The organism is Kaistella jeonii (assembly GCF_000812865.1).
In the GTDB taxonomy this organism is placed as follows: Bacteria; Bacteroidota; Bacteroidia; order Flavobacteriales; family Weeksellaceae; genus Kaistella; species Kaistella jeonii.
The window spans coordinates 144,909-170,091 of sequence record NZ_JSYL01000002.1; the positions used below are offsets into that span (position 1 = coordinate 144,909).

The window sequence follows — 25,183 nt, forward strand, 5'->3', positions numbered from 1 at the left end:
TCTAAGACTGAATGGTTTTTGAAATAAGATCAAAATTTTGGAAACCATTTAGAAAATCCTTCACCGACATTCTTTTCTTGCCTTCAAGCTGTAATTCTTCCGGAAGATAAAAACCATCTTTTGTATAAATTTTGAATTGATGTTTGTCGATCTCCAATGTTCCGGCATCTTTTTCATGGGTTGAAACTTCGAATTTTCCTTCATAAATTTTTAAAGTTTTACCATCCTCGCCAATTTTCAAACTGGTGAATGCACAAGGATAAGGAGACATTCCCCGGATAAAATTGTGAACATTTTCAGAATTTTGATCCCAGTTGATTTTGGTGTCTTCTTTGAAAATTTTAAAAGCATTTTTCGGATGTTCAACTTCAGGCTGCGGTTTTTCCTGAATAGAATTTTCAGCCAAACCATCCAGCGTTTTTACAACGAGTTTTGCACCCAACGCCATTAAACGGTCATGCAAAGAACCAGCATTTTCGGTCGGTGAAATTTCAAGTTCTTCCTGTAAAAGAATATTCCCTTCATCAATTTTTTCATTAATAAAAAAAGTCGTCGCGCCCGTTTTTTTCTCGGCATTAATTACCGCATAATTGATCGGTGCAGCACCACGATAATCGGGAAGCAATGACGCATGAAGATTAAAAGTTCCCAGTCTTGGCATTTCAAATAAAACTTTCGGCATCATTCGAAAAGCAACAACCACGAAAACATCGGCGTTTAATTTTTGAATTTCTTCTAAAAATTCTGGGTTTCTTAGTTTTTCAGGTTGAAAAACGGCAAGATCATTTTCTACTGCGAAAAGTTTTGCTGCAGATTGATTAAGTTTTTGGCCACGACCGCTTGCTTTGTCCGCGACTGTTACTACGCCGACAACTTCATGTGCAGATTGGTGAATAGCGTCTAAACACGATTTTGCGAATTCGGGCGTTCCGAAGAATACGACTTTTAATGCTTTCATTTATAGTTGATAGTTGAAAATTACTGATTACTTATTTTTTATGACTCATGATTAACCGCGTACGTTCTGAAATTGAGCATTTTTACTTTGCCAGAATCCAGCAGATAAATAAGATTTTCCAGAATATTTTCTTTTTCGTAATAATTCAGTTTAATGGCGATCTCCTCCACGTTCGATGGTTTTTGCTGGAGTGTTTCAATGATCTCAGCTGATATATTTCGTCCGAAAATACTTTCTTTCTGTTTCTCACACACGGAACATTTACCGCAATTCTTGACATCTTTTTCTCCAAAATAAGACAAAATAAGCTTCATCTTACAAAAATCTGAATCTTCCACAAAGAATTTCATTTCTTCCCATTTCTGTAATTTATTTTTTTGGATCTGTTCGAAAAGATTCCAATATTTACCATTGAAATGCCGGTCTTCACGAGGCTTCAGAAATTTAACACTCGACAGAGCACCATCAATATATTCTAAATATCCTTTTCGCTGAAGTTCTTTGAGCCTTTCTTTGATCAAATGCGGATCTGAATCTATTTTATTGCTTAAAGTTTTCTCGCTGAACATAATCTTATGCGTTGTAAATCCAGAAAAACTCCGAAGCAACAGTTCGATAAAATAAGAATCATTTTGAGAAAGCAGATCGAGTTCATCCGGAGAAATTTTCAGTTCCAGAGAAGAAAGAGACTGATTGCTGTTGAAGAAAATAAATTCCTGATTATGCAGAAAATTTAAAACGTTTCTAATTTTAGCCAAAGACGTTTTTGTAAAATTTTGAATTCTCTGAATAGGAAGTTGAAAAACGTTTTCAGGGAGATCATTTTCCGCAATTTGAAATGTCGAATAGAGATACGAAACAATTTTTAAAAACTCAGCTTTTGAGGGAATTTGGTTTCTTAAAATCTGATCAAAATTAGTTAATTCCTGCTCATTCCAAAGTAGAAAAGCGTAAGATTCTAAACCATCGCGACCGGCTCTACCAATTTCCTGGTAATAATTTTCCAGCGATTGCGCAGGGGAAAAGTGAATAACGAAACGAACCTGATCTTTATCGATCCCCATTCCGAAAGCATTTGTAGAAACCAAAACGTTATTTTGACTTTGAATCCACAATTTCTGTTTGGCGTTTTTTTCCTTTAAAGGTAAACCTGCGTGAAAAAAATCTACATTTTGAATTTGATTTCTTTGGAGAAATTTGGTCAATTCTTCAGTTTCTTTTCGACTTCTGACGTAAATAATCCCTGATGAATTATTGTATTTCATAATATTTAAAACCCTTTCGTACTTATCGGCAATTTTATCGGCTATAATTTTGATATTGGTTCGTCGAAAACTTCGCTGAAATATTTTGGCGTTCTTTAAATTTAATTTAAGTTGAATCTCTTCTAAAACCTTTGGAGTTGCCGTTGCAGTAAGCGCCAACACAGGAATATTTTTTAAATTCTCCCGAAATTGTTTGATATTTTGATAACTTGGCCGAAAATCCTGTCCCCATTCGGAAATACAGTGTGCTTCATCAACTGCTAAAAAAGAAATTTGAATTTCTTCTATTTTCTGTAAAAAAATTCTGTTGGTAAGTCTTTCCGGGGAAATATATAGTAGTTTGGTTAAACCATTTTTACATCTGTTGAAAATGGATTCAGCATCAAATTCATCGAGTTCAGAGGATAAATATTCTGCTTCTATGCCATTAATTTTAAGCTGATAAACCTGGTCTTTCATCAAGGCCAAAAGGGGAGAAATTACTAGACAAGTGCCTTCTAAAATGAGCGCAGGAAGTTGATAGCATAAAGATTTTCCGCCACCCGTAGGAAGAAGAACCAAAGTGTCTTTTCCTTCAATTAGAGAATTGATGATTTCTTCTTGAGAATCTCTAAAAGTTTCATAACCCCAAAAATGTTTTAAGGTCTGAAATTTGAGTTGATGAAAATCTTGCGGAGAAATCATGGAGTAAAAATACTGAAAGAAATTACAGAAAACAAAAAAAGCCACGCAATGCGTGACTTTTAATTTATATAATTTCTAAAAAATTATTTTGCTTCAAAGTAAACTCTTCTGTTCGCTCTGTTTTTCCATTCCGGACATTTTGTAGCTGGTTCACATTCTGGATATTTAAGGTCTTTTTCACCTCTACCTATTGCGTTTAATTTACCAGACTCTACGCCGTTCTGCATTAAATAATTTTTAACACTGTTTGCTCTTCTTTCAGATAATTTTTGGTTATAAGCATCTGAAGCTCTTGTGTCTGTTGCACCAATTACATTATATGATCCAGTTGAAGAGTTAATATAACTAACCGCGTTATTCAAAATTGGCGTGTTAGAAGGAAGAATTTTATCAGAATTCAAATCGAATTCGATTCCTTCCATTGTTCTTGTAGTGTCTGTAATTTTGGAAGTAGTATTTAAAGGACAACCATTATTTTCTACAGGACCAGGAACTGTTACACATTTGTCATAAAGATCGATTACTCCATCTAAATCAGTATCTAAAGCTACACCTGCACCATCAACTCTTGCACCTGCAGGAGTATCAAGTTGTCTGTCCCAATCGTCGCAAACTCCGTCATTATCTGCATCACCTTTTTTACAAACTTCTACATCTTGGTTTTTATCAGCCAACACGTCTAGTTTGTAATAAATCTCTTGCAACGGATCATGCCACATTAAGTGAGACTGGTGTTTTCCTAATTTTAGAGAAAGACCTAAAGTTGCGTTGAAGAAGTTATCTGAAATCTGCTCTTCTCTTTTGTTGATTGCACTATACTGTGCACCACCACCATCAAATTCATCATCTCCAGTAACTACATACATCACTCTACCTTCAAGATCTATTCTTCTGTTCACTTTATATTTTAATCCTGCACCAGCTTGACCAAACATTGAACCTAGCTGGAATGGTTTAATTTCCGTCATTAATCTTTGTCCTGCACCATCTTCTAAATAAGCTCTATACGCTAAAGTACCGATACCTGCGTAGCCATGTAAAGCCCATCTATAAGGCGATTTATTATCAACTCTTCTCAAAAGATTAGAAAAATTCAAATCTCCTAATATAGAGATTGCATCATATTGTGTTCTCGCACCAACATTTTGGTAACCAATCGCTCCAGGAGCAGCATTCTCTGATTTGGTATTAAACCATCCTTGTCTAGTTTCACCGTGGTCATACTGAAGATTTAAACCAAAAGCATGGGTAATTGCCTTATCAACACTTACATAAGCAGAATATCCGAAAAGATTCTTACCGTTACCATTTTTGATAGAAGTTAAATCAGCAGACTGTAAAAGTGGAACACCACCACCGACTGATATTGCCCAATCATTAAATCTTTTTGAACTCTGAGTAAACGGAGATACATTTGCAGATCCCGAAGAGAATGTGTTAGGATATCCTCCGGTAGAAACTGCTACTGAATCTTGCGCGAAGATAGCAGTAGGTAAGGCTACAGCTAAGGCCACGATTGCTAAATTTAGTTTCATAATGTGTATTTTAATTTGTATTTTAATTAATTATAAATGATGGTATATATTTATCACAATTGCCTTAATGTCACTGTGTAATTCAGTTCGTGACGTCAGCAATTAATATACCATAATAAAATTTACTTTTATTAATTTTCGTGATTATTATTTGGTTGTCGGAGTATTAACAGGGCATCCATTGTTTTCTACAGGACCTGGAACAGTGACGCATTTGTCGTAAAGATCGATAACGCCATCTAAATCCATATCTAAAGCCACACCAGCACCATCAACCCTTGCACCTGCAGGAGTATCTAGTTGTCTATCCCAATCGTCGCAAACACCATCGTTATCTTTATCGCCTTTTTGACAAACAACGAAATCATCAGATGCATTTTCTAAAACGTTGATTTTATAATAAGCTTCCTGTAAAGGATCATGCCAAGAAAGATGTGAATTATGTTTACCTAATTTAAATGTTAAACCTAAATTAACAGTCAACATATCATCAGAAGTAGTATCGTTGATAAGATTATAATTAATTCTAGGATTACCAGTATCGCGTAAATCACCACCACCATCAAACTCTTCATCTCCACTTAAAATATACATGCTTCTCAATTCCAAGTCGATCAGTTTTGAAACTTTATATTTCAATCCAAGACCTCCTTGATAGAAGAATGATGAAATCCCTAATTTCTGATCTACAGAAAGAGGAAATGTTCTAGGGTTGTAATTTGAAATATCATTGTCAAGAAGTAAAGTTTCATATCCTTGAAAACCAGCTCCCAGATAGCCATGCAAAGCCCATCGGTAAGGAGAATGATTATCAACTCGTCTTAATAGATTGGAAAAATTAATATCTCCTATTAAAGAAACCTGTCTATACTTAGTCCAAGCTTCAGCAACACCAGCTTTGATTCCTTCCGCACCAGGTAATTGTCCACGCTGGTTACTTTTCCCCATTGCATACTGTAAACTCAACCCGAAAGTATGAGTAATTTGTTTGTCTAAACTTACGTACGCATTCCATCCCCAATTAATTTTACCATCATAAAAAGATGTTAAATCTGATTTGGCCATCAAGGCTGAACCACCACCTACAGAGACTGCCCAATCGTTAAACCTTCTCGCGGAATTGTCAAATTTCTGAACTTTTGCAGAACCGCTAGAGAAAGTATTAGGATACTCATTGTTACCTGTAACTCCTGAGCGATCTTGTGCGTAGAAAGCAATAGGAAAGGTTAATGCTAAAAATAAACCTAATTTCATATTTGTTGTTTTTAATGTGTTTTTATACTCATTAACAAATTTCGTGAAAACTCACGTTCATACAAATGTTTTTTATGAGGAATTTGTAAAGTTTTACATTCAAACTTAAGGTCCCCATAAAGTACGATATCGATGTCGATAATCCTGTCTACATAAGCATTTGTAACAGATGAATCTTCTTTCCTCCCCATGTCTAACTCAATTCTTTTTATGAAATTCAACAGATTAACAGGAGAAAATTGTGTTTTTATTAATACTACAATATTACAAAAAATATTATTACTAGCAAACTCTACAGGTTTTGTAAATAAAATATTACTTCTCCTTATAATAGGACCAACTTCTATTTCAATAAAATTTAATGCAGTTTCGATATTTCTCTCTGTATCTCCGAGATTGCTACCGAGTAACAAAGTAACATCATGTTGCGACATATTAGAAAATATTTAAAAAATTATGAAAAGTTTTTTTAAGAATGTCCTAGCAAATATAGTGGCAATTATGATTATTGGAGCAGTTTTTCTCCTATTTTTAGTGATGGTGATTGCGGCAAGTGCTTTCAGTTCTGATTCGAAACCAAATATTAAAAAGAATTCCGTTCTAATTTTAGATTTCAGAACTCAAATTATTGATAGTCCTTCTGAGGATAATCAACAACTTTTTTCATTAAATGAGAAGCAGAAAAACATTATGGTTTTTGATATTGTCAAAGCCATTAAAAATGCAAAAACAGATGATAAGATAAAAGGTATCAGTATTGAGACCGACGGAATTAAAGCCGGAATCACTCAGCTTGATGACATTAGAAGTTCTTTGGAAGACTTTAAGAAAAGTGGAAAATTTGTGTATGCTTACGGGAATGTAGTTTCTCAACCCGCATATTATCTAGGTTCTGTAGCCGACAAATATTTCCTGAATCCTGCAGGTGGAATCGATTTAAAGGGTTTGACTACAGAAGTTTTGTACATGAAGAGTTTCGCCGAAAAATACGGGATTGGAATTCAAGTTATACGTCACGGAAAATATAAATCTGCGGTAGAACCATTTTTAAGAGATGACATGTCTCCAGAAAACAGGGAGCAACTTTCCACCTTATTAAATGATATCTGGTCCATTAATTCCGCGAAAATGGCGAATTCCAGGAAAATTGATACTGCGCAGTTCAAAACAGTTGTTGACAGTCTTTATGGAATGATTCCCGATTTAAGTTTAAAATATAAATTGGCCGACCAACTCATTCAGAAAACTGAATACGATAACCTTTTAAAATCAAAATTAAATCTGAAGGAGAAAGACAAACTCAATAAAATATCTTTCAATACCTATATCGGAAATTTAGACAACGACAATGTTAAAAAAGACAATCAGATCGCGGTTCTTTACGCATCAGGAGCAATTTATAACGGCGAAGGTTATGACGCAGTGTACGCAGAAAATTTTGTAAAAGAAATAAAAAAGCTTTCCGATGACGATAAAGTTAAAGCTGTAGTTTTCAGAATCAACTCTCCTGGTGGAAGCGCAAATGCTTCTGATGAAATACTTTTCGAACTTCAACAATTGAAAAAGAAGAAACCATTGATCGCTTCTTTTGGTGATTATGCAGCTTCCGGAGGTTACTATATTGCAATGGCTGCAGATAAGATTTATTCAGAACCCAATACTTTAACAGGTTCAATCGGTGTTTTCGGAATGATTCCTTATTTTAAAGAACTCGCTAACAAAAATGGCTTAAATTCTTACGCTGTAAATACGAACGCTAATTCAAATATGTATTCGCCGATCAACGGGATTACTCCAGGTGGAATCTCAATGATGACTAAAAGTGTGGAGCAGACTTACAAAAGATTTGTCCATTTTGTAACGGTGAACCGTAAAAAATCTTTCGATCAAATTGATGAAGTCGGTGGTGGAAGAGTTTGGAGTGGAACCAGAGCCAAAGAAATTGGTTTGGTAGATGATCTTGGAACACTGAACGATGCCATAACTTTTGCCGCTCAAAAAGTAAAACTAAAAGATTACAACGTTGCAACTTATCCGAAAAAAGTGAGCAAATTCGAACAGTTGTTTAAAGACATGAGCGAAGATGAGATCTCCGCAAGAGTTATAAAAAACAAGATCGGAATCGATAATTACAAAGTTTTCGAGCAGATTACCAGTCCTAAATTACAGAGCAGTGTGATGATGGAAATGCCGTATCACATTAAATTCGATTAACTCCATAAAAAATCCCGACTTGAAATTCAAGTCGGGATTTTTTTTATAAAATGCTGATTAACCTCTTTTGGTCGCCATTCCGTATATCCAGAGAACAACTAATGCACCACCGATGGCTAGAAACATGCTTCCGATATTAAATCCTGTCACATCTCCTAATCCTAAAAGTTGTCCGATAAACGCACCAACGTACGCTCCTACAATTCCAAGGATGATGGTTAAGAGCCAACCCATTCCCTGATTTCCCGGCATAATCATTTTAGCGATTGCACCTGCGATAAGACCAAAAATGATCCAAGTTAAAATTCCCATAGTTTTAAAAATTTAATGTTAATAATTTGTAAATGTTTAAATAAATTTAGCAAAAAAAATTAAATAATAATATTTAATTTCGTTTTCTAAAAAAAGAATCTACAAATTCTGTTCCATTAAATAATTGCAAGTCTGTCATTTTTTCTCCAACGCCAATATATTTTACCGGAATCTGGAACTGATCCGAAATCCCAATAACGACTCCACCTTTTGCGGTTCCATCTAATTTCGTCACAGCCAAAGCGTTAACTTCTGTCGCAGCAGTAAACTGTTTCGCCTGTTCAAAAGCATTTTGTCCTGTTGAACCATCGAGTACCAATAAAATTTCGTGTGGAGCATCCGGAATAATTTTTTGCATGACTCTTTTAATTTTGGTCAGCTCGTTCATTAAGTTGACTTTATTATGAAGTCTTCCTGCAGTATCAATGATCACAACATCTGAATTATTTGCTACTGCACTTTGAACCGTATCAAACGCAACCGAAGCAGGATCAGATCCCATATTTTGTTTTACGATCGGAACTCCGACTCTTTCACTCCAAATAGTTAACTGTTCTGTCGCAGCTGCCCGGAAAGTATCTGCGGCTCCCAAAAGAACATTTCTTCCTTCCGATTTAAATTGATGCGCTAATTTACCGATCGTTGTGGTTTTTCCTACGCCATTTACGCCGACAACCATAATGACGTAAGGCTTTTTGCTTTCGTCAATATTACCAGTTCCGGCATGTGGATTTTCTAAAAGTAAGCCTGTGATTTCTTCGCGCAGAATTTTATCAAGTTCATCCGTCCCTACAAATTTATCTTTGGCAACGCGGGCTTCAATTCTTTCAATAATTTTAATGGTTGTTGAAGCACCAACATCTGAGGCGATAAGAACTTCTTCCAGATCATCTAAAACCTCATCATCAACCGTACTTTTTCCGACAACTGCTTTCGAGATTTTTTCAAAAAAACCTTGGTTCGATTTTTCCAAACCTTTATCTAAAGTTTCTTTCTCTTCTTTTTTAAATACTTTTTTAAACCAGCTCATTCCAAAAATTACAAATTTAATATTAAGACTTGCCGTCCGTTACAGACTACAAACAAAGATAAAATAAAAAAACTACCCAATTGGATAGTTTTATATATTCTCGCTAAGCAGAAAATTATTTTTTCAAAAAACCTTCAACTTCTTCTGCGTTCATTACTTTCTCTTCGAAAACGTAAGCACCACTTTTAGCGGATTTTACCATTTTCACTACTTTGGTCATTTTTTTTGAACCTGCACCACCTTGAAGCGTTGCTACTACTTTCTTTGCCATCTTTTATTCTTTTAAAAAATTACTTGATTTCTTTGTGAAGGGTGTATTTCTTAAGAACCGGATTAAATTTTTTCAATTCTAATCTCTCAGTAGTGTTCTTTTTATTTTTCGTAGTGATGTATCTTGACATTCCTGCAACACCTGTTTCTTTGTGCTCAGTGCACTCCAAAATCACCTGTACTCTATTTCCTTTTTTTGCCATGATTCTAATTATTTAATAAATCCGTTTCTAGTTGCTCTTAGGATCGCTTCTTCAATCCCAATTCGATTAATAATTCTCAATCCGTGAGCAGTAACTTTTAAAGTTACAGATTTCTCTTGCTCTGGAAGGTAAAATTTCTTCTCTAATAAGTTAATTTCAAAACGACGCTTCGTTTTGTTATTAGCGTGAGAAACATTGTTTCCTACCATTGCACGCTTTCCTGTTATTTGGCAAATTCTTGACATATCTGGATGTTCTTATTTCTTATGAATATTTGAGAGTGCAAAATAACGAAGAAAATTTCAAATAGACAAATATTTATGAAATTAATTCTGTAGAATTTTACATTATTTGCGTCACTAAAATTTACATTAAGATAATTAATTACTCAATTCTTTTGATCGCTTTTCTGCTGCTAAAATTCCTTTTCTTAAAGTTTCTTTCAGTTCATTTTCCTCAAAAGCTTTCAAAGCAGCTTCAGTTGTTCCGCCTTTTGAGGCGACATCTTTGATGAGTTCTTCTAAATTTTTATCGGAATTATTGATCAAATGATAAGCGCCAAGCATGGTTTGTTTTACAAAAAGTTTGGCAAGATTTTCCTCAATTCCCATCTCTGTTCCGGCTTTGATCATCGCGTCGACGATATAATAAAAATAAGCAGGTCCACTTCCTGATAGTGCTGTAACACCATCCAAAAGATTTTCATCTTCTAAATAAACAGAACGTCCCGTCGAGTTTAAAAATCGTTCGATCTGCATTAGATCGGGAAAAGAAATTCCTTCTGCCGCAGTATAACCGGTAATTCCCATTCCCAAAAGCGTGGGTGAATTTGGCATGGCTCGAACTACTTTTTTATGGTTAAAATGATGCTGAATTTTTTCGATTTTAATTCCCGCCATGATGGAAAGTAACATTTGATCTTCCTTCAATTGAAAAGACATATTCTCCACAACAAAATAAAAATCTTGTGGTTTCACGGCAATAATTATTAAATCTGACTCAATTTCTTTCACATCTTCAAAAGCAGAAACTTTTGATCCTGGAAATAGTTTTGATATTTTGTTAACCTTTTCTTTTTTGCGGGTAATTAAATGAAGATTTTCGGGGAGAATAAGTTCGTATTTCAAAAAAGATTTTGAAAAAGATAATCCCATATTTCCGGCTCCGAGAACTGCTATTTTCATAATTTGATGTATTGATTTGACGAGGTGAGAAAGTGGTGATTGGATGGTTTATTCTGTCGTTAATTAATAATTTGAGATTATCAAATTTCTGTATCATCGCACTATCACATCAAATAATATTCACTTCCCTTTCCAGTTCTATCCCGAATTTTTCTTTTACGGAATCAATGATCATCGTAGAAAAATCAAAAATTTCTTTTCCAGAAGCATTTCCGGTTGCATTGACAAGAACCAGAGCCTGTAATTTGTGCGACGCGACATTCCCGATTTGTTTTCCTTTCCAACCGCATTGTTCGATGAGCCAACCTGCAGGAACTTTCACAAATTCTCCGTTCGGATAACCTGGAATAGTTGAGAATTTCTGTTTTAAAACTTCAAATTGCATTAAAGGAATCGTCGGATTTTTAAAAAAACTTCCCGCATTTCCGATGACTTTCGGATCAGGTAATTTACTTTGTCTGATATTGATAACAGCTTTCGAAATATCCTGAATGGTTGGATTTTCAATTCCCAAATTTTGTAATTCAGATTGAATAGCGCCATATTCTGTTTTGATGGAATGGTCTTTCGTAGTCAGTTTAAAAGTAACATCCAAAATAATATATTTCCCTTTTCCTTCTCTCTTGAAAATTGATTCCCGATATCCGAAATTGCATTTTTGATGATCGAATTCCTCCACTTCCAAAGTTTCCAAATTCAACACTTTACAACTAACAAAAGTGTCTTTAATTTCAGTTCCGTACGCACCAATATTTTGCATGGGCGAAGTTCCGACGTTTCCCGGAATGAGTGATAAATTTTCTAAACCACCGTAATTTCTATCCAAACAGAACTGAACAAATTCATGCCAGTTTTCTCCGGCTTTTGACGTGACTAAAACTACATTTTCACTAATAACTTCCTCAGAAATTCCCTTCAAATTCACTTGAATTACCAATCCATCAAAATCTTTCGTCAACAACAGATTACTTCCGCCACCAAGAAGGAGAAGCGGAAGTTTTTGAGTTTTTGATAAATTAAGCGCTTCAAGAAGTTCTTCCGAAGTATTTACTTCTGCGAAATATATTGCAGAAACATCAACGCCAAAAGTATTGTAAGGTTTTAATGAAATGTTTTCCTGCATTATTTTTGGGAGGTGGCGATTTTTTTAATAGCGTCTCTCAGATTTCCAAGCTGCTTGTATTGTGTGGAATCTGCCACATTGATCAACGTATATTTTTGATCTGAAGTTGCAATTTCAAATGTTTCATCTGGACCATCATAATATCCTCTTCCATCACCACTTTTGGTTTTTTTGACCATCTCTAAATTAAGAGCGGACACCATTTTATTCCAGTCTTCAGCATTGATTTTCTTTTTAACCTCTGGAATATCATTGAAAGCAGTTCCGAATTTTGTGGAAATTAAAGAATCTTTCGTCGCGACTATTTTCAGAAAACCAGCTCGTCCTAAAGTTTTTGAATAAGAAACGGATTTAATGTCGCTACTTTTCGATGAATTATTCTGCATCGTGCTTGAACAACTGCAAACTAAAAAAGTAAGCAATGATAAAAGCGCGAAATTTTTTATTTTTTTAACCATGAATTTATTTTATTACAAATTAAATTCAATTTTATATTTCTGTAGCGCGTCATTCAATAATTCTACACTTCTTCTCAGATCTGCTTCATTCAAAACGTAAGCAATTCGCACCTGTTTTTTACCCAATTCTGGATTGCTGTAAAAACCGCTCATCGGAGCAACCATGATTGTTTCATTATTGTGGGAATAACTTTCCAAAAGCCACTGTGCAAATTTATCAGTATCATCAACCGGAAGTTCAACCGCACAATAAAATGCTCCTTTTGGTTTCGGACAAATCACACCCGGAATTCCATTCAGTAGATCTACCAAAACATTTCTGCGATGCGTATATTCCGCCCGAACTTTCAAAATATATTCCGAATCATTTACGTGTGCTGCAGTTGCTGCAATTTGACCCAAAAGAACCGGACTTAATCTTGCCTGTGCAAAAAGCATCGCAGCATCATGAATTTTTTTCGAACGGGTAATCAAACATCCAATTCGAACGCCACACATTGAGTAACGTTTTGATTCAGAATCAATAATAATACAGTTTTCGGCAATTTCCGGAAATTCAAACATAGAAACCTGCTGTTTTCCATCATACACATATTCTCTGTAAACCTCATCAGAAATAATCACGATATCATGCTTCAAAGCAATATCCGCCAACTTCTGTAATTCTTCTCTTGTATAAAGATAACCCGTCGGATTTCCAGGATTACAAATTAAAATCGCTCTTGTTTTCGGTGTGATTTTCTTCTCAAAATCTTCAATCGGTGGCAAAGCAAATCCCGTATCGATCGTAGAAGAAACCGCAACGACGTTTACATTGAAAGTGTTTGCGAAACCGTTATAATTCGCGTAATAAGGTTCCGGAATAATAATTTCGTCGCCATCATCACACAAAGTAGAAATTGCAAAGTTCAAAGCTTCCGAACCACCATTAGTTACAATAAAATTATCGGTCGTAAGATCCGTAAAACCAAGTGAATGATAATAATTGTTTAGCGCCGTTCTGTACTCTAAATTTCCTTCAGAAAGCGCGTATTCGAAAATTTTCAAATCATTATTTTTCACAGCATCCAATGCAGTTTGCGGTGTTTCAATATCGGGTTGACCAATATTTAAATGATAAACTTTTATTCCTTTTTGTTTCGCTTTTAATGCAAAAGGAACGAGTTTTCGAACTGGCGAAGCGGGCATATTTTGTGCTCTGTGAGAAATTTTTGGCATTCTGATATATTTTTTGCAAAATTAAGAATTTTTTTTGGAGCAAAACTATTTTTGCTTTTTTGAAAAATCGTTCCGGCTCTTCATTACAATCTTTTTTTGCCTTTCCTTCTCCAGCTTCAAAAAAAAGGATTTCCTTTTCGATCCGGGCTAAAAGTTCAGGTATTTTGCCTTTCCAAAAAGAGACTCAGTCTTTCTGTGTAGAAATCGCCCAATAATTGCCTGCTAAATCACAAAAAGCGCCGCGGATATCATCGTCATCTTCCCTTTGATGAGGTTCTTCAATTTTTTCAGCACCATTTGCCAAAGCTTTTTCAAAAGTTTCAAATACATCGGGAACATAACAATGCAGCATTACCTTTTGCGCCGGATAACCAGGAACGCTGTTGCTCATCATCAAAACCGTGTCATCAATTTTGAGCTCAAGATGTTGCACCCTTCCTTCGAGTTCAATTCTGCGCAACTGTTCTGCATCAAAAATACTTTTGAGTTGTGCTGCAAGTTGATCCGCATCATCCACTATCAAATAAGCGGAAAGCGAATTGTAATCTTTTGGTTTATAATCTTTCATCATTCTATTTTTTAAAAAATTTAGAAACTTAAAATTACTGAAATTTACAAATAAAAAAACCGCAGAAAAATCTGCGGTTCATATTAATCAATTTTAAAAAAGACTATTTAATAAATCCTTTGCTTTTCAACAACGGTTTCAAATCAGGATCTCTTCCGGTAAAGTTCTTAAATGCCGTATTCAAATCCATCGAATTTCCGACTGATAAAATATATTTACGGAAACGGTCGCCATTTTCACGCGTCATTCCACCGTGCGTCGTGATCCAGTCCCACGCATCAGCATTCAACATATCACTCCACATATAAGCGTAATATCCTGCGGAATATCCACCGCCCCAAATGTGAGCGAAATACGGAGTATGGTATCTTGGCGGAACTTCTTTTAAGTTAAAACCATATTTAGCCAAAACATCTTTTTCGAATTCCAAAGTTGGTTTAAATTGAGATGCATCGGTTACAGAATGCCAGTTCATATCAAGCGTCGCAGCAGAAACTAATTCTGTCGTAGAATATCCTTGATTAAAAGTTCCGGCTTTCTTAATTTTATCAACTAAAGCTTGTGGCATCGGTTGTTTCGTTTGATAATGCAGTGCGTAATTTTTCAACACAGAAGGTTCCAAAGCGAAAAACTCATTAATTTGTGAAGGAAATTCTACAAAATCTCGTGGAACACTGGTTCCTGAAATTGAAATATATTTTTGATCCGCAAATAATCCGTGTAAAGTATGTCCAAATTCGTGAAACATCGTAGAAACATCATCATAAGAGATAAGTGACGGTTTACCTTCTGCCGGTTTCTGGAAATTGAAAACATTTACGATCACAGGTTTTTGGCCTAACAAATGCGATTGCTCAACAAAATTACTCATCCAAGCGCCACCATTTTTATTGTTTCTGGTATAGAAATCTAAATAATAGATCGCTAAAGATTTTCCGTCTCTATCGAAAACTTCGTACGCTTTCACGTCTGGGTGATAAACGGGAAGATCATTTCTCTCTTTAAAGGTAATTCCGTAAAATTTTTCAGCTGCATAGAAAACACCTTTCTCTAAAACAGTTCTTACTTCAAAATAAGGTTTAATTTGATTTTCATCTAAATCGTATTTTTCTTTACGAACCTGTTCTGCGTAAAAATTCCAGTCCCAAGGTTCTACGGTGAAACCGCCTTTTTGTTTATCAATTAAAGCTTGAATCTCGTCGCTTTCTCTTTTCGCAGTTTCCACAGCTGGAGTTGCCAGTCTTGCCAAAAGATTCATTGCATTCTCCGGATTTTTCGCCATTTGATCCTGCAATTTCCATTCAGCAAATGATTTTTTACCCATCAAATGTCCTTTGTCCATTCGAATTTTTGCGAGTCTTTCCAAAATACTTCTTGTGTCATCAGCATCGCCTTTTTCAGCTCTGTACCAGGATGCTTTGAAGAGTTTTTCTCTTGTTGCTCTATTTTTTAAATTCTGAAGCATTGGTTGCTGCGTCGTATTTTGCAACGCTAATAAATACCCAGTTTTCCCGGCTGTTTTCGCATCTGTTTTCGCTGCTTCAATTTCATCCGGAGAAAGCCCGTCTAATTCTTTAACATCAGTAATAAGTAATGCGCCGTCTTTTCTGGCATCCAATAATTTACTGGAATATTGCGTGGAAAGCGTGGCTAATTCCTCGTTAATTTTTTTAACTTTTGCTTTATTTTCAGGAGAAAGATTAGCTCCGGCAATTTCGAAATTGGTCGTATACAAATCTAAAACCCGTTTTTCTTCAGAACCTAAACCTTCTGTTTTAATCACTTTAATTCTCGCATATAATTTCTCATTCAAAAGAATTTTATCGCTCAATGCTGAAAAAACCGGTGCGTATTCCTCTTCCAGTTTCTGTAAAGTCGGATTCGTATTTGATCCTGTCAGATTATAAAATACGATTTGAGCTCTTTTTAAAACTTCTCCACTATTTTCTAACGCAACGATGGTGTTTTCAAAAGTTGGAGCCGCAGAATTATTTGCAATTTTGTCAACTTCAACCATCTGAACTTTCATACCATAATCAAAAGCCGGCTTGAAATGTTCGTCCTTAATTTTATCAAATTCGGGTGCTTGATATTGCAGCGAACTTTTTTTCATAAAAGGATTAGAAGATAAACTTGCGTCGGGCGCAGGAATTTCGGTAGCGGAATTATTGGTCGTTTTCATTGTGGTACAGGCAGAAGTTATTGCCAAAGAAGAAATTAAAAAAACTGATGTAATATTTTTCATTCGTAAATTGTTATTAAAGGATAAAGATATTAATTTAAATTTTATCTTTAACATAATAAATCTTCGCTAAAAATAAAAACTATGAAAACATTAACAATCTCTATGCTCTCTGCATTTTTAACTCTTTCGTCCTGCAACATCAAAACTGACAATGGATTTCCTTTTAATATTACGACCAAAGAAGGAAAGGGAATCATTAAAAATAAAGAATATAAAATGTCTTTTGATGAGATCAAAGTGGCTCAATCAATTTCTGCTGAAGTGGTAAAATCGGAGGAGGAAAAAGTTGTGATCACAGCACCTTCTGATATTTTAGATGATATTTTGGTCGAAAATTCTGATGGAAAATTATACATCCATTTCAAATCAGGATCAAATATTTCTGCGAGAAATGTATCTGCGAAAATTTTTGCTAAAGATTTTTCAGCTGTAAAAGCAAGTTCTTCAGCATCTATTAATATAAAAGATAAATTCACGCAGGACAAAATGAATATTGAAGCTTCAAGTTCAGGAGATGTTACCGGAAATTTAGAAGCTAATGAAATGTCAATCGATGTTTCGAGTTCAGGAAGTTTCACGGGGCAAATTTGGGCAGTTAATTTAAAATCTGAAGTCACTTCCTCCGGAGATATCGATATTTCGGGTAAAGCGAAAAACGCAAATCTTAGCGCTTCTTCTTCGGGAACTTTGAACGCACAAAAAATGACCGCTGAAAATGCAAATATCGAAGCTTCTAGTTCAGGAGATGTGAGTGTTTCTGTTTCGAACCAATTAAATGCTTCTGCGAGTTCTTCAGGAGACATTAATATTACCCGAAAAGGCAATTTGAATGTTGTCAGCAAAAAGGAAAGCAGTGGTGGAAGCGTTTCGATTCAGTAGGAAGTATTGTTTTCAAATAAATGGAAATTCAGCTTCGGAATATCGAAGCTGAATTTTTTTGTGGTAATTATTTTCGGGTATTTCTAAATTAGAATTCAATCGTTTCAGCCTTTGAAAGACTGAAAGGGTTTTTTAGAAAATTGATGAAAATATGACTTAGTGAAAATAAGATGATAACAATCTGAAATTAATTTTTATTTTACAATGAGTTTTGGCTAAAGCCAATGCAATGTTTTAATGAAAAAACGGGCTAAAGCCCGTTCCTATTGAAAATTATAATAAAATTTTTTAATTAAAAGATATTCTATTTTGGCTCTTTTTTATTTTAACTCGGCTTGGACAAGTCGCGACTTGTCCCTGCGATAAAAATATTACCAACCTCCGGAAGCGCCACCACCACCGAAACTTCCGCCGCCGCCAAACCCGCCGAATCCGCCGCCGCCGCTGGAACCACCGCCAAATCCACCACCACCAAAACTTCCTGGAAAAGGAAAGAATCCGCCTGGATAAGTTCTTCTGCCGCGTCCGGAAAGCATTTCATCATCATCGCCGTTATTTCCGCCACCGCCTCGATTCTTGAAGAAAAAGCTCAGTATCATTATGATAAAGAAAGCGATCATCACCATTTGCGCAGGAGTTAAACCTTTTTCCTGCGAAGTTTTAGTGATCGGCTTAAACTTTCCCTGAACTGCTTCCATTAAAGCCGTAGTTCCGCGATTTATACCTTCATACCAAAGTCCTTTTTTGAAATTTGGTGTTACGATATAATCCAAAATTTGCCCTGCAACCGAAGCAGTTAAATATTGTTCAACAGCTCTACCTTGCTGTATCGCCATGGTATGATCTTCTGTCGCGATGAGAAAAACAATTCCGTTGTCGATTCCTTTCTGACCAATTTTCCACTTTTCACCATACATTGTTGCTAGATAATTGACGTCTTCACCGCCTGTTGTAGGAATAATGATGACTGCAATTTCTGTGGAAGTAGAGTCGGAAAATTTAATCAGTTTTTGATTCAGTTCATCCTTCTCAGTTTGCGTTAACAAACCTGCATTATCGGTAACAGGATAAAGAATTTTTGGTTTCTCTGGAACTTTTTGGGCAAAAACAAAAATGCTTAAGCCAAGGAGAAAAAAAGTGATAAAATTTTTAAGAGAAAGTAATCTCATTCGGAAGTTCATTGGGATTTTCTCCCGTGATAGGGAAATATTTTTTGAGTTCAAGACCAGTTTCTAGTACCGCATTTTTTAAACCATCATGAAAATTTCCTTTTGAAAACTCAGCGGTAATTCTATCGTGCATTCGCTCCCAGAAATTTTGATTTACTTTTTCATGAATTCCTTCGTCGCCAATAATGGTCAAATATTTCTGCTCAAAATTTACATGAAAGAGAACGGCATTCCTTGCAACAGTTTTGTCTTTACAAAGTCTTTTAAAGACTTCAAAAGCGATCTCTGCATTATTTCCCTCAGTGTTTGAATCAATATGAATACGGATCTCACCGCTGGAATAATCTTCCGCCGTTTGAATGGCTTCTACGAGAGAAGCCATTTGTTGATCTGTTAAAAAATCGTTCATTATTTTGTGAAAACTTCCGGCGCTTTTTCGGCACCAACTGCAGCTTTGAAATACGGTTTTTCTTTAAAGTTTGTGAAACTTGCCAAAATATTATTTGGGAAAGTTTTTATTGAAGTGTTATAGTCCTGCGCAGCTTCATTGAAATAAACGGTTTCGCTTCGGATGCTGTTTTCAATCGCAGTATATTCTCTCTGAAAATTAATGTACTGCTGATCGGCTTTCAAATTAGGATAACTTTCTACAACCGCCATTAATCTGCTCAGTGAACCACTTAATTCACCTTGCGCAGCTTGAAATTTCGCCATATCTGCTTCGGTCATATTCGTAGGATCGATGGTAATTGATGTTGCTTTTGAACGGGCCTCAACTACTTTGGTCAAAGTTTCCTGCTCAAATTGAGAATAGGATTTTACCGTTCTTTCTAAGTTCGGAATCAAATTCGCACGTTTTTGGTAAACGGTTTCCACGTTGGACCATTTTGTATTTACGTTCTGTTCTTTTGTGGTAAAACTGTTATACCCATTCTTGCCCCAAAAAAACAATACAGCGGCAATTACAAGTAGAGCGATACCGATCGTTCCGGCGCTCATACATCCTTTATTTCTCATAGTTAAAAGTTTTTAATGTTTAAAATCGATACCCAAATATACAAATTATGTGCTAAATTTGTGAAAATTACAGAAAAATGATAACAATCGTCGTAGCGATGGGTTTAGATAATGAAATTGGAGCTGACAACCAATTGCTTTGGCATCTACCAAAAGATTTAAAATATTTTAAAGAAACTACTACCAATCACCCGATCATCATGGGACGAAAAACTTATGAAAGTATTGGCAAGCCTTTACCAAACCGCACCAATATTGTAGTCTCAAAAAGAAAAGACTGGTTTGAAGAGGGGATTTTGATCGTAGGCAGCGTAAAAGAAGCCATCAAGTTTGCTAAAAAAATCGACGAGGAAATATTCATTATTGGCGGTGGAAACATTTACGAACAAACGATGGATTTATGCGACAAACTTCAGGTTACTTTAGTAAAAACCAATTTAAAAGCAGATGTTTTCTTCCCAAAGATCAGCATGAAAATATGGAACAAAACAGAAGAAATTTGCTACGAAAAAGACGAGAAAAATGAGTTTGATTTTTGCTTTCAAACGTATGAGAGAAAAGAGGCTCTTTAATAATAAGTTAAATCTTCTGCAATTGGATTTTCATCCTTACTTCAAATTATTATCTTTGCACCACTAAAATTTAAACAATGAACAAATACCTAAAATTCGTTATCGCAGCTTTAATGATTGCCGCCGGAGTTTATCTGATGATGAACCGAAATATTGGGTGGGGAATTGTTGTGGTTATTTTGTCTGCTGTTCCTATCTTTTTGTTTTTTAAAAATGAGCTTATTCTTTTATCATTCTGGTTTTTGAGAAAACAAAATACAGCAAAGGCAAATCTCTGGCTTTCGAAAATCACCAATTATGAATCACAACTTCATAAATCTCAGTTTGGCTACTTTCATTATTTACAAGGTTTAACTTTAGCAGAGAAACATCCAGAAAAAGTAGAACCTTTGATGAAAAAAGCTTTGGAATTTGGTCTTAATATGAAACATGACCGAGCAATGGCTACTTTAAATATCGCTGCAGGCGCTTTGCAAAAAGGAAGAAGACAGGAAGCGATAAAACTGTTGGAAGAAGCGAAAAAATTAGATACTGCAGGAATGATGACGGAGCAGATCAAAATGATGAAGAGTCAGCTGAAAATGCCATCGATGCAGAAACATGTGCATAATCCGAATATGAGACAACGAGGAAAATCTTTCTAAAAAATCATATTTTACATTTATATAAATCTTGCAAATTGCGGGATTTTTTTGTTGGAAGATGGAAGATGGAAGATGCTGGATGGATGTTTACAAAAAATGAAAATTATAGACCTGTTTAAAGACTCTTATCAATACTACCTTGGCTCTTCTTACTTTTTACTTTACTCATAAAAATCTACATCTCAGAATTCTGTTCCGATCCATAAAATTTCGGTATCTGCCACTGATATTTCACGGCCAAAGTCCGAATTCCGACGATGAGAAGAATTGTTGAAATCTGTACAAAAGTATATGAGAACCTGCTGTAATTTACGAATAAAAGAAAAACACTGCCGCCTAAAAGACTAGCTGTTGCATAAATTTCTTTTCGGAAAATCAATGGAATTCTATTCAATAATATATCTCGAATGATTCCACCGAAACAGCCGGTAATCGTTCCCAAAGTTAGGCAGATTAAGGGATGGAGTTCCGCACTCAATCCTTTTTGAATTCCCACAATCGTAAATAAACCCAATCCAAAACTGTCAAACAAAAAAAGGGTTACGCGAAATTTTCTTTCTACTGATTTAAAAATCATTGAAATTAAACATGTGAAAAAAATTAGCGAACACATAATCATATCGTGCATCCAAAAAACAGGAACATCTAACAAAACATCCCTCACTGTTCCGCCGCCAACTGCGGTTACAAAAGCGATAATTAAAACTCCAAATGGATCAAGGCGTTTCTGCATCGCAGCAAAACTTCCCGACATCGCGAAGGAAATCGTACCCAGAATTTCGATGATCAAATTAAAATTTTGATGAATTTCCAAATTATTAAAATTTTTATAAGCTTTTTAGTTTTTTGAATGTTTACTATATATTTAAATTCTAACAGAATCCGGAACCAATAATTCGTAGTGGCCACCGAAAGTTAAAATTTCACGCACAATACTTGAACTGATGAACGACTTACTCGCCGAAGTTAACAAGAATATTGTTTCCACTTTATTATCTTGAGTCAATTCTCGATTTGTTTGTGCGATGGCTTTTTCAAACTCGAAATCGGAGGGATTTCGAAGTCCTCTCAAAATAAAACTAACATTTTTACTATGGCAGTAATCAATAGTTAAACCTTCAAAATGATCAACTTCAACATTTGGAAAATCCTTAAAAGTTTTTCGAATGAATTCCATTCTCTGTTCCAGAGAAAACATATATTTTTTCTGCGAATTTTGACCAATAGCGATAATAATTTTATCGAAAAGCGGTGTCGCTCTTTCTACAATATCGTAATGTCCAAGAGTAATTGGATCAAATGAGCCGGGAAAAATTGCAACTCTCATAAAATAATTTTAGATTTTGAATTATAAATTTTAGATCACTATCTTTTTCAAATCTAAAATATTTTTGTTTTATTTCCTTTTTTGCAAAGCTTTATCTACCTCGTTTCCACATAAATCTTTTAGTGAAATACCATAAATTTTTGCCTGTTGTGGAAGGATTGAAGCAGGCGAAAAACCTGGATTGGTATTCATTTCGAGCATGTAAGGAATGCCGTTCATGATAATAAATTCGCTTCTGGAAAAACCGCTCATTCCTAAAGAATCATAAGCTTTTCTCGCAATCTCTTCTACTTTTCTGCGGGTTTCGTCATCAATTCTGGCGGGAGTAATTTCTTCGGAAGCACCTTCATATTTCGCTTCGTAATCGAAAAATTCGTTGTGAGGAACAATTTCAGTGATTCCCAAAACGATGGTTTGTCCTTTATAATCTAAAACACCAACGGAAACTTCCATTCCATCTAAGAAACTTTCAATTAAAATCTCGTCATCTTCCGCAAAAGCAAAATCTAAAGCTTGCCTAAATTCAAATTTGTCCTTAACCTTTGTAATCCCTAGAGAAGAACCAGATTGATTTGGTTTTACAAACAATGGCAATCCTAATTTTGTAATAATTTCCTCTTCGTCAATATATTCATTTTTGCGCAGATAAACGCTTTCGGCAGACGGAATTTCGTATTTCGAAAGTACTGCCAAAGTATCTTTTTTATTAAATGTTAAGGCACTTTGATAAAAATCGCAACCTGTATATTTTTGTCCGATCGTGTCCCAATAAGCTTGAAGTTCACCATTCTCGCCAGGTTTCCCATGAATGATATTAAAGCAAACATCAAATTTAACATCGAAACCGCTGCTCAAATTCACAGAAAAATCAGCTTTATTGATAGCCGCTTTTTGTCCTCTGTCATCAAGGAAATACCATTCATCTCTTAAGATCACCACTTTGTAAACGTTGTACAAATCGCGGTCGAGGGAATCATAAATCAGTTGTCCACTTTTCAGTGATACTTTATATTCGTCGGAATAACCGCCCATGACCACGGCTACATTTTTCTTGTTCATACGATTTTATCTATAGAAGCAAATTTAGTCAAAATGTTTAAAATTCCGGTTGAAGCGGGCAATTATTATATCTAAAAGGAAATTATGTTGAATTAGAGAAAAAATTGGCCTTTCTACTATTTTATTTTCCTGTTAAAAATATGTAATTTTGCAGGCTATGAAAAGATGGTATCTCTACCCTTTTTCCCTTGGTTATCATTTCGTAACAAGTCTAAGAAACTTAATGTATGATTGGGGAATCTCAAAATCGACCACATTTAAAACTCCGATCATCAATGTCGGAAATCTTTCGGTGGGCGGAAGCGGAAAATCTCCGATGGTCATGTATCTGGCAGAATTTTTATCCAAAACTTACAAAACCGGCGTGCTTTCCCGGGGTTACGGACGAATCACCAAAGGTTACGGAATAACAAATTACGACAGCAATTATAAAACAGTAGGCGACGAAGCAATGCAGCTTTTTGAAAGATTCAAAAATAAATTTGTCATTGGTGTTTCTGAAGAAAGAGTTCCGGGCGCAAAAAAAATGATCGATGATATGGATCTGAATGTTTTGGTTTTAGATGACGCTTATCAGCACAGAGCCATCAAACCTGGATTTAATATTTTGATGACCGATTATAATGATCCTTATTTTAAAGATTTTCTTCTTCCTGCAGGAGATTTAAGAGAAAGCAGAAGTGGCGCAAGAAGAGCTCAGATCATCATGGTTTCAAAGTGTCCGAATGATTTAACGGACGAAAAAAAGCAGTATTATATTTCGAGAATAAAACCGCAACATCATCAAAAAGTATTTTTTTCGAGCATTGGTTATGATGAAAATGTATACGCACACAATCAATTTCTACCCGATAATAATTTAAGTTATTACGATATCTTATTAATTACAGGAATTGCAAACCCGAAACCGTTGCTAAATCACTTGTCGAAATTTTCGCAGCGTGTAAAACATTTAAAATTTAAAGATCACCATAATTTCAGCGATCAGGATATTAAAAACATTATTGCGGAGTACAAAAAATTAGGCGAATACAAACTCATTCTCACTACAGAAAAGGATTATGTACGGCTGAAAACTTTTGATTATCTTCGGGAACTTGTTTATTATTGGCCGATCAATGTTCATATTGACAAAAAGGAAGAGTTTAACCAAATCATTCTCAGTTATGTTAGCAAAAATTAAAGAGACCGCAGATTTCATCAAAAATATTATTCAAGACACTCCCGAATTCGCAATCGTGTTAGGTTCCGGTTTGGGTGCGCTGAAAAATGAAGTTCAGGCAATTCACACTTTAGAATATCACGATATCGCAAATTTTCCGCAAACGACTGTAGTTGGACATGGCGGCGAGTTAATTTACGGAATTTTGGAAGGTAAAAAAGTGTTGATGATGAGTGGCAGATTTCATTATTATGAAGGTCACGATATTCAAACGGTGGTTTTCCCAATTCGGGTTTTTAATCTTTTGGGAATTAAAAACTTGATTGTTTCAAACGCTTGTGGTGGCGTAAATCCTAATTTTCATGTTGCAGATATTATGATCATTAATGATCATATTAACATGATGCCGGAACATCCTTTGCGTGGAAAAAATCTGGAAAAATTCGGACCACGATTTGTGGATATGAGCGAACCTTACAATAAAAAAATGATTGAAGTTGCGGCAAATGTTGCGAAAGATTTAGGGATCAAAGCACATCAAGGTTGTTACGTTGCGTTGCAGGGACCAACTTTTGAAACTCCGGCAGAATATGGAATGATCAAAGCAATTGGTGGAGATGCAGTTGGAATGAGTACCGTTCCTGAAGTCATTGTCGCAAAACATCAGGGAATGAATTGCTTCGGAATTTCTATTATTACCGATGTTGGTGGACCAGATATCGCTTTTACGGTTTCTCACGAAGAAGTGTTGCAAGCTGCTGATAAAGCAATGCCCCATGTGATTAAAATCGTTAAAGGTTTGGTCAAAAATTATAACGCTTAATTTTCATCAA

At 35.3% G+C, this 25,183-nt stretch carries 28 protein-coding genes; 6 read left to right on the top strand and 22 right to left on the bottom strand.

The window, feature by feature from the left end; all coding sequences use genetic code 11:
• Position 1 precedes the first annotated feature (1 nt).
• The 5 genes from fmt to folK all read right to left on the bottom strand — a co-directional run bounded on the left by fmt (position 2) and on the right by folK (position 6,130).
• Positions 2-958 carry a methionyl-tRNA formyltransferase gene (gene fmt, locus OA86_RS03255; protein WP_039348810.1) on the bottom strand — a complete coding sequence of 319 codons (957 nt, stop codon included), beginning with the start codon at positions 956-958 and terminating at the stop codon, positions 2-4.
• 38 nt (positions 959-996) lie between these two features.
• Complete coding sequence (locus OA86_RS03260; RefSeq protein ID WP_039348813.1) at positions 997-2,907, bottom strand: RecQ family ATP-dependent DNA helicase; 1,911 nt, start codon at positions 2,905-2,907, stop codon at positions 997-999.
• Positions 2,908-2,990: 83 nt separating this feature from the next.
• Positions 2,991-4,442, bottom strand: coding sequence for an OmpA family protein (locus OA86_RS03265; protein ID WP_039348817.1), 1,452 nt, complete (start codon positions 4,440-4,442; stop codon positions 2,991-2,993).
• Positions 4,443-4,589: 147 nt separating this feature from the next.
• Positions 4,590-5,696, bottom strand: coding sequence for a hypothetical protein (locus OA86_RS03270; RefSeq protein WP_039348820.1), 1,107 nt, complete (start codon positions 5,694-5,696; stop codon positions 4,590-4,592).
• An 11-nt stretch (positions 5,697-5,707) separates the two neighbouring features.
• The gene (gene folK / locus OA86_RS03275; RefSeq protein WP_039348823.1) at positions 5,708-6,130 is read right to left on the bottom strand and encodes a 2-amino-4-hydroxy-6-hydroxymethyldihydropteridine diphosphokinase; all 423 of its coding nucleotides are present in this window, start codon (positions 6,128-6,130) and stop codon (positions 5,708-5,710) included.
• A gap of 22 nt (positions 6,131-6,152) precedes the next feature.
• Here folK and sppA point away from each other — a divergent pair, with 22 nt between their 5' ends.
• Positions 6,153-7,910, top strand: a complete 1,758-nt coding sequence (gene sppA, locus OA86_RS03280) for a signal peptide peptidase SppA (RefSeq protein WP_039348826.1) — start codon at positions 6,153-6,155, stop codon at positions 7,908-7,910.
• Between the two features lie 57 nt (positions 7,911-7,967).
• Here the strand turns inward: sppA and OA86_RS03285 are convergent, their stop codons facing one another.
• From OA86_RS03285 to OA86_RS03330, 11 genes are all read right to left on the bottom strand, one after another.
• On the bottom strand, positions 7,968-8,222 hold the full coding sequence (locus OA86_RS03285) for a GlsB/YeaQ/YmgE family stress response membrane protein (protein WP_039348828.1): 255 nt from the start codon (positions 8,220-8,222) through the stop codon (positions 7,968-7,970).
• Positions 8,223-8,295: 73 nt separating this feature from the next.
• Entirely contained in the window at positions 8,296-9,252 is a 957-nt protein-coding gene (ftsY, locus tag OA86_RS03290; RefSeq protein ID WP_039348831.1) for a signal recognition particle-docking protein FtsY, read from the bottom strand.
• 115 nt (positions 9,253-9,367) lie between these two features.
• On the bottom strand, positions 9,368-9,523 hold the full coding sequence (locus OA86_RS15490; protein ID WP_074781385.1) for a DUF4295 family protein: 156 nt from the start codon (positions 9,521-9,523) through the stop codon (positions 9,368-9,370).
• A 19-nt stretch (positions 9,524-9,542) separates the two neighbouring features.
• A complete protein-coding gene (rpmG, locus tag OA86_RS03295; protein WP_015806891.1) occupies positions 9,543-9,725 on the bottom strand; it encodes a 50S ribosomal protein L33 in 183 nt (60 codons plus the stop codon).
• 8 nt (positions 9,726-9,733) lie between these two features.
• Entirely contained in the window at positions 9,734-9,970 is a 237-nt protein-coding gene (gene rpmB, locus OA86_RS03300; RefSeq protein ID WP_039348836.1) for a 50S ribosomal protein L28, read from the bottom strand.
• A gap of 135 nt (positions 9,971-10,105) precedes the next feature.
• The gene (gene proC, locus OA86_RS03305) at positions 10,106-10,909 is read right to left on the bottom strand and encodes a pyrroline-5-carboxylate reductase (RefSeq protein WP_039348839.1); all 804 of its coding nucleotides are present in this window, start codon (positions 10,907-10,909) and stop codon (positions 10,106-10,108) included.
• Positions 10,910-11,018: 109 nt separating this feature from the next.
• Positions 11,019-12,032, bottom strand: a complete 1,014-nt coding sequence (gene murB, locus OA86_RS03310) for a UDP-N-acetylmuramate dehydrogenase (protein WP_039348842.1) — start codon at positions 12,030-12,032, stop codon at positions 11,019-11,021.
• Complete coding sequence (locus OA86_RS03315; RefSeq protein WP_039348845.1) at positions 12,032-12,490, bottom strand: hypothetical protein; 459 nt, start codon at positions 12,488-12,490, stop codon at positions 12,032-12,034. Before OA86_RS03315 ends, murB begins: the two co-directional genes overlap by 1 nt.
• Positions 12,491-12,502: 12 nt before the next feature.
• A complete protein-coding gene (locus tag OA86_RS03320) occupies positions 12,503-13,708 on the bottom strand; it encodes a pyridoxal phosphate-dependent aminotransferase (protein WP_039348847.1) in 1,206 nt (401 codons plus the stop codon).
• Positions 13,709-13,892: 184 nt separating this feature from the next.
• Positions 13,893-14,279 (bottom strand): VOC family protein, encoded by a 387-nt coding sequence (locus OA86_RS03325; RefSeq protein WP_039348849.1) that lies wholly within the window; start codon positions 14,277-14,279, stop codon positions 13,893-13,895.
• Between the two features lie 100 nt (positions 14,280-14,379).
• Entirely contained in the window at positions 14,380-16,521 is a 2,142-nt protein-coding gene (locus tag OA86_RS03330; protein ID WP_039348852.1) for a M3 family metallopeptidase, read from the bottom strand.
• An 81-nt stretch (positions 16,522-16,602) separates the two neighbouring features.
• Here OA86_RS03330 and OA86_RS03335 point away from each other — a divergent pair, with 81 nt between their 5' ends.
• Positions 16,603-17,400: a head GIN domain-containing protein gene (locus OA86_RS03335; protein ID WP_039348855.1), complete on the top strand. Its 798-nt coding sequence runs from the start codon at positions 16,603-16,605 to the stop codon at positions 17,398-17,400.
• A 371-nt stretch (positions 17,401-17,771) separates the two neighbouring features.
• On the opposite strand, the gene OA86_RS03340 is transcribed toward OA86_RS03335, so the two are convergent.
• From OA86_RS03340 to OA86_RS03350, 3 genes are read right to left on the bottom strand one after another with little or no spacing between them, the layout of a single operon-like run.
• Positions 17,772-18,569, bottom strand: a complete 798-nt coding sequence (locus tag OA86_RS03340) for a TPM domain-containing protein (RefSeq protein ID WP_039348857.1) — start codon at positions 18,567-18,569, stop codon at positions 17,772-17,774.
• Positions 18,550-18,981 (bottom strand): TPM domain-containing protein, encoded by a 432-nt coding sequence (locus OA86_RS03345; protein WP_039348859.1) that lies wholly within the window; start codon positions 18,979-18,981, stop codon positions 18,550-18,552. The genes OA86_RS03340 and OA86_RS03345 overlap by 20 nt, the downstream gene beginning before the upstream one ends.
• Positions 18,978-19,586 carry a LemA family protein gene (locus OA86_RS03350; RefSeq protein WP_039348862.1) on the bottom strand — a complete coding sequence of 203 codons (609 nt, stop codon included), beginning with the start codon at positions 19,584-19,586 and terminating at the stop codon, positions 18,978-18,980. Before OA86_RS03350 ends, OA86_RS03345 begins: the two co-directional genes overlap by 4 nt.
• 77 nt (positions 19,587-19,663) lie before the next feature.
• On the opposite strand from OA86_RS03350, the gene OA86_RS03355 reads away from it, so the two are divergent.
• Complete coding sequence (locus tag OA86_RS03355; protein ID WP_039348865.1) at positions 19,664-20,158, top strand: dihydrofolate reductase; 495 nt, start codon at positions 19,664-19,666, stop codon at positions 20,156-20,158.
• Between the two features lie 77 nt (positions 20,159-20,235).
• A complete protein-coding gene (locus tag OA86_RS03360; RefSeq protein WP_039348869.1) occupies positions 20,236-20,802 on the top strand; it encodes a hypothetical protein in 567 nt (188 codons plus the stop codon).
• Positions 20,803-20,977: 175 nt separating this feature from the next.
• Here the strand turns inward: OA86_RS03360 and OA86_RS03365 are convergent, their stop codons facing one another.
• From OA86_RS03365 to OA86_RS03375, 3 genes are all read right to left on the bottom strand, one after another.
• On the bottom strand, positions 20,978-21,610 hold the full coding sequence (locus tag OA86_RS03365; protein ID WP_039350422.1) for a trimeric intracellular cation channel family protein: 633 nt from the start codon (positions 21,608-21,610) through the stop codon (positions 20,978-20,980).
• 57 nt (positions 21,611-21,667) lie between these two features.
• Complete coding sequence (gene coaD, locus OA86_RS03370; RefSeq protein ID WP_039348872.1) at positions 21,668-22,129, bottom strand: pantetheine-phosphate adenylyltransferase; 462 nt, start codon at positions 22,127-22,129, stop codon at positions 21,668-21,670.
• Positions 22,130-22,198: 69 nt separating this feature from the next.
• The gene (locus OA86_RS03375; RefSeq protein WP_039348875.1) at positions 22,199-23,188 is read right to left on the bottom strand and encodes a D-alanine--D-alanine ligase; all 990 of its coding nucleotides are present in this window, start codon (positions 23,186-23,188) and stop codon (positions 22,199-22,201) included.
• A 157-nt stretch (positions 23,189-23,345) separates the two neighbouring features.
• On the opposite strand from OA86_RS03375, the gene lpxK reads away from it, so the two are divergent.
• Together lpxK and OA86_RS03385 are read left to right on the top strand one after the other, a co-directional pair.
• Entirely contained in the window at positions 23,346-24,371 is a 1,026-nt protein-coding gene (gene lpxK / locus OA86_RS03380; protein ID WP_039348879.1) for a tetraacyldisaccharide 4'-kinase, read from the top strand.
• Entirely contained in the window at positions 24,355-25,173 is an 819-nt protein-coding gene (locus OA86_RS03385) for a purine-nucleoside phosphorylase (RefSeq protein WP_039348882.1), read from the top strand. Before lpxK ends, OA86_RS03385 begins: the two co-directional genes overlap by 17 nt.
• Positions 25,174-25,183 lie beyond the last annotated feature (10 nt).

Coding starts and splice junctions, on each gene's coding strand:
- fmt (WP_039348810.1), bottom strand. CDS start 958: ATGAAAGCATTAAAAGTCGTATTCTTCGGAACGCCCGAATTCGCAAAA.
- OA86_RS03260 (WP_039348813.1), bottom strand. CDS start 2,907: ATGATTTCTCCGCAAGATTTTCATCAACTCAAATTTCAGACCTTAAAA.
- OA86_RS03265 (WP_039348817.1), bottom strand. CDS start 4,442: ATGAAACTAAATTTAGCAATCGTGGCCTTAGCTGTAGCCTTACCTACT.
- OA86_RS03270 (WP_039348820.1), bottom strand. CDS start 5,696: ATGAAATTAGGTTTATTTTTAGCATTAACCTTTCCTATTGCTTTCTAC.
- folK (WP_039348823.1), bottom strand. CDS start 6,130: ATGTCGCAACATGATGTTACTTTGTTACTCGGTAGCAATCTCGGAGAT.
- sppA (WP_039348826.1), top strand. CDS start 6,153: ATGAAAAGTTTTTTTAAGAATGTCCTAGCAAATATAGTGGCAATTATG.
- OA86_RS03285 (WP_039348828.1), bottom strand. CDS start 8,222: ATGGGAATTTTAACTTGGATCATTTTTGGTCTTATCGCAGGTGCAATC.
- ftsY (WP_039348831.1), bottom strand. CDS start 9,252: ATGAGCTGGTTTAAAAAAGTATTTAAAAAAGAAGAGAAAGAAACTTTA.
- OA86_RS15490 (WP_074781385.1), bottom strand. CDS start 9,523: ATGGCAAAGAAAGTAGTAGCAACGCTTCAAGGTGGTGCAGGTTCAAAA.
- rpmG (WP_015806891.1), bottom strand. CDS start 9,725: ATGGCAAAAAAAGGAAATAGAGTACAGGTGATTTTGGAGTGCACTGAG.
- rpmB (WP_039348836.1), bottom strand. CDS start 9,970: ATGTCAAGAATTTGCCAAATAACAGGAAAGCGTGCAATGGTAGGAAAC.
- proC (WP_039348839.1), bottom strand. CDS start 10,909: ATGAAAATAGCAGTTCTCGGAGCCGGAAATATGGGATTATCTTTTTCA.
- murB (WP_039348842.1), bottom strand. CDS start 12,032: ATGCAGGAAAACATTTCATTAAAACCTTACAATACTTTTGGCGTTGAT.
- OA86_RS03315 (WP_039348845.1), bottom strand. CDS start 12,490: ATGGTTAAAAAAATAAAAAATTTCGCGCTTTTATCATTGCTTACTTTT.
- OA86_RS03320 (WP_039348847.1), bottom strand. CDS start 13,708: ATGCCAAAAATTTCTCACAGAGCACAAAATATGCCCGCTTCGCCAGTT.
- OA86_RS03325 (WP_039348849.1), bottom strand. CDS start 14,279: ATGATGAAAGATTATAAACCAAAAGATTACAATTCGCTTTCCGCTTAT.
- OA86_RS03330 (WP_039348852.1), bottom strand. CDS start 16,521: ATGAAAAATATTACATCAGTTTTTTTAATTTCTTCTTTGGCAATAACT.
- OA86_RS03335 (WP_039348855.1), top strand. CDS start 16,603: ATGAAAACATTAACAATCTCTATGCTCTCTGCATTTTTAACTCTTTCG.
- OA86_RS03340 (WP_039348857.1), bottom strand. CDS start 18,569: ATGAGATTACTTTCTCTTAAAAATTTTATCACTTTTTTTCTCCTTGGC.
- OA86_RS03350 (WP_039348862.1), bottom strand. CDS start 19,586: ATGAGAAATAAAGGATGTATGAGCGCCGGAACGATCGGTATCGCTCTA.
- OA86_RS03355 (WP_039348865.1), top strand. CDS start 19,664: ATGATAACAATCGTCGTAGCGATGGGTTTAGATAATGAAATTGGAGCT.
- OA86_RS03360 (WP_039348869.1), top strand. CDS start 20,236: ATGAACAAATACCTAAAATTCGTTATCGCAGCTTTAATGATTGCCGCC.
- coaD (WP_039348872.1), bottom strand. CDS start 22,129: ATGAGAGTTGCAATTTTTCCCGGCTCATTTGATCCAATTACTCTTGGA.
- OA86_RS03375 (WP_039348875.1), bottom strand. CDS start 23,188: ATGAACAAGAAAAATGTAGCCGTGGTCATGGGCGGTTATTCCGACGAA.
- lpxK (WP_039348879.1), top strand. CDS start 23,346: ATGAAAAGATGGTATCTCTACCCTTTTTCCCTTGGTTATCATTTCGTA.
- OA86_RS03385 (WP_039348882.1), top strand. CDS start 24,355: ATGTTAGCAAAAATTAAAGAGACCGCAGATTTCATCAAAAATATTATT.